The organism is Streptomyces avidinii, assembly GCF_014650695.1.
In the GTDB taxonomy this organism is placed as follows: domain Bacteria; phylum Actinomycetota; class Actinomycetes; order Streptomycetales; family Streptomycetaceae; genus Streptomyces; species Streptomyces avidinii.
Genome location: NZ_BMVL01000005.1, coordinates 394,431 through 407,053 on the forward strand (window position 1 = coordinate 394,431; position 12,623 = coordinate 407,053).

At 74.6% G+C, this 12,623-nt stretch carries 9 protein-coding genes; 8 read left to right on the forward strand and 1 reads right to left on the reverse strand.

What is annotated here, in order from left to right; translation table 11 throughout:
• The first annotated feature begins 28 nt into the window (after positions 1-28).
• The 5 genes from IE257_RS15530 (at position 29) to IE257_RS15550 (ending at position 7,389) form a co-directional block, all read left to right on the forward strand.
• On the forward strand, positions 29-925 hold the full coding sequence (locus tag IE257_RS15530; RefSeq protein WP_189968910.1) for a TRAFAC clade GTPase domain-containing protein: 897 nt from the start codon (positions 29-31) through the stop codon (positions 923-925).
• 48 nt (positions 926-973) lie between these two features.
• Entirely contained in the window at positions 974-2,032 is a 1,059-nt protein-coding gene (locus tag IE257_RS15535; protein WP_189968912.1) for a hypothetical protein, read from the forward strand.
• Positions 2,033-2,037: 5 nt separating this feature from the next.
• Positions 2,038-3,576 (forward strand): hypothetical protein, encoded by a 1,539-nt coding sequence (locus IE257_RS15540; RefSeq protein WP_189968914.1) that lies wholly within the window; start codon positions 2,038-2,040, stop codon positions 3,574-3,576.
• Entirely contained in the window at positions 3,573-5,567 is a 1,995-nt protein-coding gene (locus tag IE257_RS15545) for a dynamin family protein (RefSeq protein WP_189968916.1), read from the forward strand. Before IE257_RS15540 ends, IE257_RS15545 begins: the two co-directional genes overlap by 4 nt.
• A 277-nt stretch (positions 5,568-5,844) precedes the next feature.
• The gene (locus IE257_RS15550) at positions 5,845-7,389 is read left to right on the forward strand and encodes a dynamin family protein (protein ID WP_189968918.1); all 1,545 of its coding nucleotides are present in this window, start codon (positions 5,845-5,847) and stop codon (positions 7,387-7,389) included.
• A 3-nt stretch (positions 7,390-7,392) separates the two neighbouring features.
• Here IE257_RS15550 and IE257_RS15555 read toward each other — a convergent pair whose 3' ends face one another.
• Positions 7,393-8,370, reverse strand: coding sequence for a hypothetical protein (locus IE257_RS15555; protein ID WP_189968920.1), 978 nt, complete (start codon positions 8,368-8,370; stop codon positions 7,393-7,395).
• A gap of 223 nt (positions 8,371-8,593) precedes the next feature.
• Between IE257_RS15555 and IE257_RS15560 the strand changes: the two genes are divergently transcribed.
• From IE257_RS15560 to IE257_RS38265, 3 genes are all read left to right on the forward strand, one after another.
• Positions 8,594-10,174 (forward strand): FMN-binding glutamate synthase family protein, encoded by a 1,581-nt coding sequence (locus tag IE257_RS15560; RefSeq protein WP_245384760.1) that lies wholly within the window; start codon positions 8,594-8,596, stop codon positions 10,172-10,174.
• Positions 10,175-10,196: 22 nt separating this feature from the next.
• Complete coding sequence (locus IE257_RS15565; RefSeq protein WP_189968923.1) at positions 10,197-11,909, forward strand: thiamine pyrophosphate-dependent enzyme; 1,713 nt, start codon at positions 10,197-10,199, stop codon at positions 11,907-11,909.
• A 283-nt stretch (positions 11,910-12,192) separates the two neighbouring features.
• On the forward strand, positions 12,193-12,623 hold a 431-nt coding region (locus IE257_RS38265; protein WP_229920381.1), incomplete at its 3' end, for an alcohol dehydrogenase catalytic domain-containing protein.

The following is a 12,623-nucleotide window of genomic DNA, read 5'->3' on the forward strand; positions in this document are numbered from 1 at the left end:
GCTGTCCCCACGACGCCGAGGGAGCCCGATGGACATCGTCATGCTGGGCCACAGCGCCGCAGGCAAGACCACCTACGTCTCACTCATGTACGCCGCGATGCGCGACGGCATCCAGGGCTTCAGCCTGCGCACGGACGACCTGCACGTCCACGGCGCGCTGACCTCCGCCGCCGAGTCCGTGCTGCGCGGCCGCTACCCCGGCATGAGCAGCAGGCGCCAGGTCTTCGAGTTCGTGCTGCAGTACCAGGGCCGCGACGTGCTGCCCTTCCGCTGGCGCGACTACCGCGGTGGTGCCCTGACGGAACGCCAGGCCGACAGCCAGCAGGCCGGGCAGCTCCAGCAGGACCTCGTCGCGGCCCAGGGCATCGTCGTGTTCGTCGACGCCCACCAGCTCCTGCATGACAGCGCGTCCCACCGCTACACGCGCCGGATGACCGTCCTGGTCCAGCGGGCGCTGGAGGCCCGCGGCGACCAGCTCACCCCGCTCGTCCTCGCGTTCACCAAGAGCGACCTGCTCGACCTGGGGCGGCCGGGACTGATGGAGCGGCTCGTCGAGCCCTTCGACGCCCTGATCGCAGGAGTTGCCCGGACCCAGCACCTGCGCGGCGCCGTGGCACTGGTGGCCTGCGGGCCCGAACCGGTCAACGTGGCCGTCCCGGTGCTGTGGAGCCTGCACTACGGGATCGTCGGCCGGGGGCTGGCGCTGCACTCCTCCTTCGAGGACTCCCTCGCCTCCGCGCGGCGCGCGGCCGCCAACGACACCGCCTGGGACCGGATCTCCAGCTGGTGGAAGGAGGAGAGCTCCTGGGCCGAGATCAGCGCCCGTCACGAACGCGCCGCACAGGCCGAGTACGAGCAACTGGAACCCCTCTTCGAACCGGCCGAACGCCTCGCCGGCCTGCTGGAGGGCGTCCCCTGCTTCTGAGCCCGCTGCCGCGAAACCCCGCGCCACCGAAACGGGAGAACTCCACGCATGAGCGACCACCGGATCACCCTGACCATGCTGGGTGCCCCAGGCTCCGGCAAGACCACCTACCTGCACGGCATGTACGCCACGCTCTCGATGGGCCTGCGCGGCTACTTCATGTACGCCACCGACCCGGACACCGACCTCGACCTCGCCGAGGCCTGGGAGAAGCTGTGCGCGGACGGCAGACTGCCGGCGCCGAACAACGAGGACCCGATCGACTACGAGTTCGTCCTGCGGCACGGTGTGACCTCGCTGGTCGACTTCGACTGCCAGGACTTCCGCGGCGGGGCGGCCACCGAGCGCGGCGGCGACGGCGCCCCCGCCGACATCCCCGCCCTGGCCGAACGCCTGGAGCGCTCCGACAGCATCTTCCTCGTCCTGGACGGGCAGCACGTGGGCCGCTGGGTCGCCGACGACACCCCGGCCCACCTCAACCCCGCCGCCGACCCGATGAAGATCGCCCGGTTCTCCCGGGCCATCTCCAACCTCTGCGACCGGCGGCGGCAGCGGGGCGAGCCCTCGCCCTCGATCGTCGTGCTGGTCACCAAGGCCGACCTGCTGGGGGCGATCTCCGGACTGCCCACCCACGAGGCACTGGAGAAGACCGCGCGCAACCTCTCCAAGCTGGTCAAGGTAATCGACGCCGAAGGCGTCACGGCGATGCTCTGCCCCGTCCAGCTCGGCAGCTTCGGCGGCGCCTCGCCCGTCACGGTGGACCCGGCGCTCGTGGACCCGCAGAACCTGCACCACCCCATGATCTTCGCCCTGCTGCACTACCTCGACGAGGGCATCGTCCGCCACGGCGAGGAGCACGTGCGCGCCGTCGAGCGGCAGCTCGACGAACAGGGGCAGGAACTGGCCGGACTGCGCAGCGGCGGCAGGATCCGCAACTACTTCAAGAAGGGCGAGATCAACCGGATGGACGCCGAGATCGCCGCGGGACGCGAACTGCACGGTGAGGCGCAGGCGAGGGTCACAGCCGCCCGCGTCCGGGCCGAGCAACTCGTCGAGGAACTGCGGTACATGCCCATCTACCGCTCCGGCAAGCTCCAGATCGGCTGACGGCGATGGCCACGGAGCACACCGGACGGCACGCCCGCCCCGGCCCGCGGCCGGGCGGCGGCTGGTCGGCCGTCGTCTACGGCCGTACGTACCGGATCGACCGCTGGTGGCGCGCGCTGCCCGACGGGGCGACACCCGGGGGACCGCTCGGCCGTGCGGTCCTCGCCGTGGTCGCCGGCGGTACGCGGCTCGACGTCGCGCCCCGCTTCGTCCTGCAGCGGGGCCTGCACGGCGTGCTGGTCGGCGGCGCCTGCCAGGTGCCGCTGCTGGGCCCGGACATGGCGCACGACGAGCACGGAAGGCCGCTGTACGGGTTCGTCGGCTGGCACCATCCGGACCGGGCGGCCGCCCACGGCCTGCCGGGCCTCGGCGAACTGGAGGCCTCCTTCCTGCACTGGGCGGGCCCCACCTACCGGGCCTGGGCCGCCCCGGCCTGGGACGTCGCCCTCGCAGCGGACGCGGAGACGCTCACCAGCACCGCGGCGGCCGCTCCCTGGGCGGTGCGCGAGCGGCCGGCGGACCCCGCCGCGGCGCGCTACTGGCCGGAGGCCCACCCCGCGGACGTCCACCTGCTGCCGGCGGGGCAGGCGCACGGCCTGTGGGACGCCGCGCTCGCCGCCGGGCCGACGGCGGACTGCCTGCTGACCGCCGGCTGGCAGCTGTCGCGAGACGCTCGCGAGCCGGGGCTCACGCACGCCTGCTGCGCGGACGTCACCGAGTACCGCCGTACGCCGCGCACAGCTCCTCCGGCCCCGGCCCGCGCCCCTGCTCAGGCGCCGGCTGCGGCCCCCGAGCCGGCCCCGAAGCCGGCCCCGAAGCCGATACGGAAGCCGGTGCCGGAGCCGGAGCGACAGCCGGAGCGCCGCACCCGGGAGGAGGCCAGGAAGGGCTTCTGGGCACGGGCGAGCGAGGTGTGGCGGTCCGTCGGCGAGGCCGACCGCCCGGACGGCCGGCCGCCGGCCCCGCGCCCCCGGCCCGCGCCGCAGCGCCGTACCTCCCGCCGTCCCACGGAAACCGAGTCGTACCTGACGGGCAGCGCGGCGTACGAGCCGGAGCCGTCGGGCCCGGGACTGCTCGGCCGCAGCCGTGAGGTGGCCGCCGAACAGGCCTCGTTCGAAGGCTACTTCGGCGCCTTCGGCACCCCCGGCGCAGAGGCCGGAGCCCCACCCGCCGCCGGCTCGGCTGCCGGTTCCGCTCCGGCTTCGGCCTCCGGTGAGGTTCCCGGCCCCCGTACCGGCCCCGGCTCGGCCTCCACCGCCGAGGGCCGGGGCGCCGGTCGTCCCGGCGCGGCACCCGCCCCCGGCGGGCCGGTGGGCCACGACGCCGGCACGGGCACGCCTTCGGGCCCGGGCGGTCCGGCCGGGGCGTGGGGTGCCCTCGCCCCCGATACCGGCCACGGCCCCGGCGCAACCGCTGCCGCGGTCGAACCCGGTTCCGACCCCGACGCCGGTTCCGACTCCGACTCCGACCCTGACCCCGGTTCCGTCCCCGTTCCCGACCCCGACCCCGACCCGTACCGCTCCCACCCAGGAGGGTCCGCATGACCGACAACCGCAACGCCCACCCCCGCGCCGCGGAGGTGCTGCGCCTCGTCGGGGACGCGGCCGTCCTCCTCGACCGCGCCGCCCGCTCCGACGCCGCGTTCGGCCCCCACGGCTCGTCGCCCGACGGCGCGCCGGTCTCCCCGGAGTTGGCTGCTGCCGTCCGCGCCGAGGCGGCCCGCATCCGGTCCGGCGCCGCCTCCCTCGTCGTCGTCGGCGAGAAGAAGCGCGGCAAGAGCTCCCTGATCAACGCCCTGATCGGGCACCGGGACCTGCTGCCCGTGGAGGTCGACGTCGCCACCGGCGTCCACCTCGTCGTCCGGCACGCCGACCGGCCCACCGCCGTCGCCCACCTGACCGGTGACTCCGCCCCGGTCTCCATCGATCCGGCCGACATCGCCCAGTACGCCGCCGTCGACCCCGTCACCCAGACGGCCCGACGCGACGACGTCCACCACGTCGAGGTCGGGGTCCCCGCACCCCTGCTCGCGTCCGGGCTGACCCTCGTGGACACCCCCGGCGTCGGCGGGCTCGTCTCCGGCCACGCCCGGATCACCATGGCGACCCTCTCCCAGGCCGACGCCCTGGTCTTCGTCGTCAACGGCTCCAGCGAGCTGACCGCGTCCGAACTCCGCTTCCTGGAGCAGGCCACCGAGCGAATCGCCGAAGTGGTCTTCGTCCTGACCCAGACCGACAAGTACCGGGAGTGGCCGGCCGTACTGGAACGCAACCGCGCGCTCCTCGCCGAGCACGCCCCCCGCTACGCCGCGGCCTCCTGGTTCCCGGTCAGCAGCCGCGCCAAGGAGGACGCGGACGCGGCGGCCGCCGCCGGTGACCGGGAGACCGCCGAGCGTCGCCTGGAGGCCAGCGGCTTCGGCCCGCTGACCGAGGCGCTGGCCGGACGGATCGCCGCGGAGGCCGCCGGGCTACGCCTCGCCAACGCCCTCCACGTCACGCTCTCCGTACTCGCCCCGCTCGCCTCCGTGCAGGAACGCCGGCTGCGCTCCCTCGCCCAGGACCCCACACTGCAGGACGAGGTACGCGGCCATCGGGACGCCCTGCGCGCCCTCCAGCGCTCCGACGCCACCTGGCGCGGCAACCTCCGCCAGGCGGCCCGGGAACTGGAACGCCGGCTCCGCGTCGGCTTCCAGCGCAACGTCAACGACCTGCGCCAGCTCGCCGAGGAGAAGATCGCCGCGTCCTCCGGCCCCGACCTGGCCACCGAACTGCCCCGGGACCTCGAGGCAGGCGTCGAGGCCATCTGGCTGGACCTGGACACCGCCACCCGGGACGGCGTCGCCCGGCTCGTCGCCCTCATGGAGCACCAGTGCCGGCTGGACGCCGGTCCGGCCGTAGCCGAACTCGCCCTCGCCCGCCCCGAACGGCTGGACGCGCTCCCCACTCTGGTCAGCACCGGCCACGACAACAGCGGCGCCCTCGCCCTCGTCGAGCGGGTCATGCCCGCCTGGGGCGCGGGCGGCCTCGCGGCCACCGTGACGGCGCTGGCCACCGGGGGCGTCCTGCTGCCGCTCGCCGCCGGGTTCGGCATGATCGCGCTGCTCTCCAACCGCCGCAAGCGGCGCACCGACCTCGGCCGGGTGCGCGGCGACGCGATGCGTTACGCACATCGCATGGTGGCCGAACTCACCACCGAGATCCCTCCGGAGATCACCCGCACGGTCGACGACGTCAGCGAACGCATCACCGCCCGTATCACCGACCAGGTGTCCGCCCAGCGTGCGCTCCTGGAGGCCGAACTGGAGGAGCTCCAGCACAACCTCGCGGCCGGCCGGGAGCAGCTCGCCAAGGAGCGCGAGCAGGCCCGGCGCCGCTCGGCCGCCCTGGGCGAGCTGATCACCCGTGGCCGGGACCTCGCCGCTGCGATCGGACACCCGGCGGCTGCCGCGGCCGCCGATGCCGCCGAGGCCGAGGGGATCGTCGAGCCGGTGCCGGTGCCGGTGCCGGTGTCGGTGTCGGCGCCGGAGACCGCGTGATCGTCGGCGGCCCCACCGGCCCCACCGGCCCCACCGGCCCCACCGGCCCCACCGGCTCCACCGGCCCCGTTGCCCGGGGCGGGCCCGCCGGCGACCGGGCCGCGGGCGCTCCCGCCTCCGCCGCGGCGGGGCCCGGAGGCGAGGCGTGCGGGCGCGTCCACGCCATGTGCCGCGCCGCCGTCCCGCATCTGCGGCCCGGCAGCCCCCGCTCCGGCGTCCCGGCGCCGGCCGCATCCGTACGGCCTGCTCCGCCCGGGGCTTTCGCGCGGGCGGCCTCATGACCGCCCGCCGTGCCGGCCCCACCGGTCCCGCGGCGGTGTCCGCGGGCGAGTTGTGCGGGCGCGTCGACGCGCTGTGCCGGGCCGCAGCCCCGCACCTGCCGCCCGGTGGGCCGGTCGCCGCCGTCCTGGCCTCCGTACGGCTGCGCCTGGCCGAACCCGGACTGCGCATCGCCGTCGGCGGCCGTATGAACGCAGGGAAGTCGACCCTCGTCAACGCCCTGCTCGGCCGCCGACTGGCCGCCACCGGGGCCACCGAATGCACCACGCTCGTCGCATGGTTCCGCAGCGGTGTCCAGAACCGTCTGGAGGTACGCCGCACCGACGGCCGCCGCTACCACGTGCCCGGCCGCCCCGGCGGCGGGATCCCCCGGGACGTGGCGATGCTCGGCTCGGCGCGCGAGGAGATCGAGGAGGTCGTCGTCGAGACCGCAGACGGCCGGGACCCGAGCCGCCCGTGGACGCTGGTGGACACCCCGGGCATGGACACCCTCAGCGGACTCGACGGCATCGCGCTGCGGGCGCTCGGCGCCGCCGACGCACTGCTGTACGTCATGCCGCATCCCGGAGCCGGGGACGCGGAGGCGCTGGAGGCACTGCGCCGCCAGGCCCACGACCGGATGACCGCCCTCAACGTCGTCGGGGTCCTCAGCCGCATCGACGAACTCGGCGACGGCACCGGCGACCCCTGGCCCCGGGCCCGCCGCGTCGCCGCCACCTACACGGCCCGGCTGACCGGCCTGCTGTCCGGCGTCGTGCCCGTGGCGGGACTGCTGGCGCAGACGGCGCTGGGCGAGGAGTTCACCGAGACCGACGCCGCCCTGCTCGGGCGGCTCGCGACCGCGCCGCGCGACGACCTGGACCGGGCGCTGTACTCCCCGCAGGAGTTCCTGCGCTGGCCGGACGGCCCCCTCGACGCGCCCGAGCGGACCCGGGTCCTGGACCTCCTGGGCTGCTACGGCATCCGTGCGGCCGTGGACGCCGTACCCACCCTGGCCGGCCGCGGCGCCCGGCCCCTGCTGGCGGCGCTGCGGGAGGCTTCGGGCATCGACGCACTCCTGGACGAGATCCGGCGGCGCTTCGCCGCGGCCGCCGACCGGTTGCGTGCCGCCGCCGCGCTCGGGCTGCTCGACGAGGCCGCGCGCACCGCGCTCGCCGACGACGCACTGGGCCCGGCGGCCCGCCGCGCCCTCGACGACCTACTGGCCGGGGTCGCAGCCCTGCGCTGCCACCCGTTGCTGCGCCAGACCGAACTGGCCCCGGCACTGGCCGACTTCGCCGCCGGACGGCTCCGGCTCTCCGAGCCGGACACCGAAGCCCTGCTCCGCCTGGCCACCGGCACCACGACGGCCGCCTGCCTCGGCCTGCCGGAACCGGCCCCCGGCGCGACGGCATCGGCGTCCGTGCACGCGGCCCGTACGGCGGCCGAGGCGGCGGCCCGGTGGCGTCAGCTGGAATCGGCGCCGTCACGGGTCCTGCAACGCCATGCCCGGACGGCCCGCGAGCTGTGCGAGGAGCTCTACTTCAGGGCCGCCTCCCCCTGATCCTCACCACCGGGCATGGCCGTGGTCGTCGTCCCAGTCCGCCACGGGATGCGGGTCGGGCTCGTGGCCGTCCTCGCCGCGCACGTAGTCGCCGACCGAGGTGTAGCCGGTCCCGTCGGCCGACTCGATCACCTCGCCCTCGGTGAGGTGCCCCTCGTCCCAGGTCTGCTCGCCGTCGTGGCCCTCGTGGCCCTCGTGGCCCTCGTGGCTCATGTCCGCCGCCTCCTCGCCGATCCGGTGGACGTGCGCGTCCCGTTGGTCGTGCTGGTCGTGCGAGTCGGTGGAATGGCCCTCGGGGTCACTCTGGTGCTGTGCCCTGACCAGGATGTACGTCCCGGACACGCCGAGGGCCGCGCCGCCCGCCCGTACGCCGCGCCCCCGCCGCGCCGGAAGCGGGCCCGGCGGGGGCACCGCCACCCCGAGCGGAGCCGTACGGCCCCGGGGCAGCACACTGATCCACGCGTCGGAGGAGAACCGCTTTTCCGGGATGTCCACCCGCACCGGACGGAACGCCGAGCCGGTCAGACCGCCCGCCCCGGTCGCGAACGTGTCCGAGTACAGGTCGGCCGACACGATCAGCGCCATGTCACTGCCCGCCGACTCCGCCAGTGCCGTACGCAGTTCCGTGGAGTCCAGCAGCCGCGACGCCAGCTCCACCGACCAGGCGACGAAGCCCAGGGGTGCCTGCTGTACCGACCCCTGCGCGAGCGCGGCGCGCAGCCGGATCTGCTCGTCGGCCGCCGCCCGGGCGTTGAGCACGGGCAGCATGTCCCGAAGCCCCTGCACCAGCCCGGGCACGGCCTTCGCCTCGTCCACCCCGGCGGGCAGCAGGAGCAGCTGACCGTCACCACGGTCCTGCTGCGCGCACCCCTGCCAGCGGACTCCGCCCCGCTCACAGGCGTAGTCCAGCGCCTGCGCGAGGCCCTCCTGCACCCGCATCTGGGCCACATGGCTGCGCCCGCTGTACTTCTCGACATCCACGATCAGACACAGGCGGCGCTGTCTGCCGCCCTGTGAGTTCACCCCGCGGCCCGCCATCGGAATCCCCCCGCAATCGAGCGTCCGGCCCGCCCAGGCTAGCGCCACACCACGGCCCCGCGGAGCCCTTTCGGCAGTCCCCGACGCACCGCCCGCCCACGTCATGAGGCGGGGCAGTGCGGGGAACGCGCATGACGGACGGCCTGCGGGACACAAGCGCCCCGTGCTGAAGACAACACTGGTCGTCCTGTCCGTGTCGCTCGCGGCGGGCGCCGCCCTCGCCGCCCTGTTCCTGTCGCCCTGGTGGTGGGCCGCCGCCGGCCCGCTCCTGCTGCTCGCGTTCACTGCCGTCCACGACCTCACCCAGCGCCGCCACTCCCTCCTGCGCAACTACCCGCTGGCCGGGCACCTGCGCTACGCGCTCGAGGCGGTGCGGCCGGAGCTCCAGCAGTACTTCGTCGAGCGGAACACCGACGGCCGCCCCTTCGACCGCGACACCCGCAGCATCGTCTACGAACGGGCCAAGGGCACCGACTCCGCGGAACCGTTCGGCACCGAACAGGACCTCTACCTGCCCGGGAGCGAGTACCTCATGCCCTCCATGGCCCCCTGCCCGGTGCCCACCGGGCAGCCCCGGGTCCGAGTCGGCGGGCCCGATTGCACCCAGCCGTACGACATGGCCCTGCTCAACGTCTCGGCGATGAGCTTCGGCTCCCTCTCCGGCAACGCCGTACTCGCCCTCAACACCGGCGCCCGGCTCGGCGGCTTCGCCCACGACACGGGAGAGGGCGGACTGTCCGAGTACCACCTGCGCCCCGGCGGCGACCTCGTCTGGGAGATAGGCACCGGATACTTCGGGTGCCGCACCGAGGACGGCGACTTCGACGCACGGCAGTTCGCCGAGAAGGCCGCCCTCCCGCAGGTCAAGTGCGTGTCGCTGAAGATCAGCCAGGGCGCCAAGCCCGGCATCGGCGGCGTGCTTCCGGGGGCCAAGGTGAACGCCGAGATCGCAAGGGTGCGCGGAGTGCCGCAGGGCGAGACGGTCGTCTCACCGCCCCACCACCGGGTGTACTCCACACCGCGCGAGCTCGTCCGCTTCCTCGCCCGCATGCGGGAGCTCACCGGAGGCAAGCCCGTCGGGTTCAAGCTGTGCGTCGGCTCCCGGCGGGAGTTCCTCGCCGTGTGCAAGGCGATGCTGGAGGAGGACACGGCCCCCGACTTCATCGTCGTCGACGGGGCGGAGGGCGGTACCGGCGCGGCGCCGCTGGAGTTCGCCGATCTCGTCGGCCTCCCCCTGGGCGAAGGGCTCATGACGGTGCACGACGCGCTCGTCGGCACCGGGCTGCGCGAGCGCGTCACCATCGGGGCCTCCGGCAAGGTGGCCACCGGCGGAGACCTCGTACGACGGCTCGTCCAGGGAGCCGACTTCACCAACTCGGCCCGCGCGATGATGTTCGCGCTCGGCTGCATCCAGGCCCAGCGCTGCCACACCAACACCTGCCCCGTCGGCGTCGCCACGCAGGACCCGCGGCGCGCCCGCGCCCTCGACGTGGGCGACAAGTCCCAGCGCGTCCGCCGCTACCAGGAGGCGACGGTCGCGAGCGCCCAGCAGATCATGGCGGCCATGGGCGTGGCGCACCCGGGCGGGCTGCGCCCGCACATGCTGCTCCACCGGGTGGACCCGCACACCGTGCGCTCCTACGCGCAGCTCCACGAATGGCTCGCTCCCGGACAACTGCTCGCATCACCCCCCGAAGGCTGGGCAGGCGACTGGCAGGCGGCCGATCCCGACCGCTTCACCCGCTGAGACCGGACCGAGGGGTACTCCTGTGGCTCGCACCGTCGCCCATGTGATCGTCAACGCACTGGAGGAGCTGGGCGTCCAGCATGTCTTCGGTGTCGTCGGGGACGCCCTGAACCCGCTGACCGAGGCCATCCGCACCTCGGCCACCCTGACCTGGGTGGGCTGCCGGCACGAGGAGGCCGCGGCCTTCGCCGCCGGGGCCCAGGCCCAGCTCTCCGGCACCCTCGGGGTGTGCATGGGCACGGTGGGCCCCGGCTCCGTGCACCTGCTCAACGGCCTCTACGACGCGGCCAAGACCCGCGCGCCCGTCCTCGCCGTCTGCGGCCAGGTACCGCTCGCCGAGATCGGCAGCGACTACTTCCAGGAGGTCGACAACGACCTCCTCTTCCGCGACGTCGCCGTCCACCGGGCCACCGTCACCTCCCCGGACCAGATGCCGCGCATGATGGAGAGCGCCGTACGGGCCGCCGTGACGCAGGGCGGAGTGGCCGTCCTGACCGTCCCCGGCGACCTCGGCGACCGGGAGCTGAGCGAGGACAGGCCCGCGCGCTTCGCACTGGACCGCGCCGTCACCCGCCCCGACGACCCGGCCCTCGCCGAGGCCGCCGCCCTGCTGAACGCCGCCTCCCGGGTGACCCTGCTGGTCGGCGCCGGAGCGCGCGACGCCCGCACCGAGGTCCTGCGCACCGCCGAGCGGCTCGCCTCGCCCATGGTGCTCACGCTGAAGGCCAAGGAGGGCTTCGAGGACGACAACGCCTTCCAGGTCGGCCAGACCGGTCTGATCGGCAACCCCGCCGCGGCCCATGCCCTGGAGAGCGGGGACGTGCTCCTCATGCTCGGGACGGACTTCCCCTACCGGGAGTGGTACCCGCAGGACGTCAAGGTCGTCCAGATCGACAGCCGCGAGGACCACCTGGGCCGCCGGACCCCCGTGGACGTCGGCCTGGCCGGCGATGCCGGCGCCACCCTGCGCGCCCTGCTGCCGCTGCTGGAGCAGGTCGCCGACCGCGAGCACCTGGACGACGCCCGGGAACGGTTCGTCCACTGGCAGGAGGGCCAGCGGCGGCTGGCCGACCCCGCACACGACCGGCGGCGGACGGGCCGGGCCCGGGCCGCCCTGGACAATCCCGACCATCTGATCCGGCCCGAGGCGCTGGCCGCCGCCGTGGACGCCCACGCCGCCGACGACGCCGTCTTCACCTCCGACACCGGCATGGCCACCGTCTGGCTCTCCCGTCTCGTCACCATGCGCGGCTCCCGCCGGCTGATCGGCTCGTACAACCTCGGGTCGATGGCCAACGCGATGCCCCAGGCCATCGGGGCCCAGTTGTGGTCTCCCGAACGCCAGACCGTCGCCTTCTGCGGCGACGGGGGACTGAGCATGCTGCTCGGCGACCTGATGACGATCAAGACGTACGCCCTGCCCGTCAAGCTCGTCGTCTTCGACAACCACCGCCTGGGCATGGTCAAGCTGGAGCAGGAGCAGGTGGGCCTGCCCGAGTTCGGCACCGAACTCGACAACCCGGACTTCGCCGCGGTCGCCCGGGCCCTCGGTATCGAGGGCATCCGCGTCACCGACCCGGCGGACCTGGATGACGCCGTCCGCCAAGCCTTCTCGACGCCCGGGCCGGTCCTGCTCGACGTGCTGACGAACCCCGAGGAGGTGGCGGTCCCCGGCAGGCCGACCCTTGCCCAGGGCTGGGGGTTCGCCGTCGCCAAGATCAAGGAGATGCTCTGACGGTGCCCCGCGCCCGTCCCGCGCCCGTCCCGCGCCCGTCCCGTGGACGTGCCGGGTTCCCCCTGACCGTCACCCGTCCGCCACGTCCGGCGATGCACAGGGCGCGTCCGCGTGGGACGGTGCGGTGGGAGCCGACGACGATGACGGACATCCCGCACACAGGACCCGGCCGGTGCCCGTAGTCACACCGGCCGGGTCCTGTCACGCGGGTCCGGTCCGCAACGGTCCGCAATGGTCTGCAACGGTCCGAAAGCGTAGGCACGCCTTGACCCGGGAGTTCCTGATGTCCAGAGCGATCACCTTCTCCGAGTACGGCGCGCCCGAGGTGCTGCGCCTGACCGACGTCACCCCGCCGGAGCCCGGCCCGGGCCAGGTCCGGATCCGGGTGCGCGCCGCCTCCGTGAACCCGTTCGACATGAAGGTCCGCTCAGGTCGGATGGCCGATGCCGTCCCCGCCCGCTTTCCCGTGATCCTCGGTCTGGACGCGGCCGGGGTGGTCGATGCCGTGGGCGGGGGAGCCGGCGCGGCCGTCGGCGACGAGGTCCTCGGCTCCGCCGTCGGCGGCAGCTACAGCGAATACGCGCTGCTGGAGCGGCCGGTGGCCAAGCCCGATGCCCTGTCGTGGGAGGCCGCGGCCTCGCTGGTCACGGTCGGCCGGACCGCGTTCCGTGTCCTGGAGGAGCTGGGCGTGCGCGCGGGCCAGACCCTGCTCGT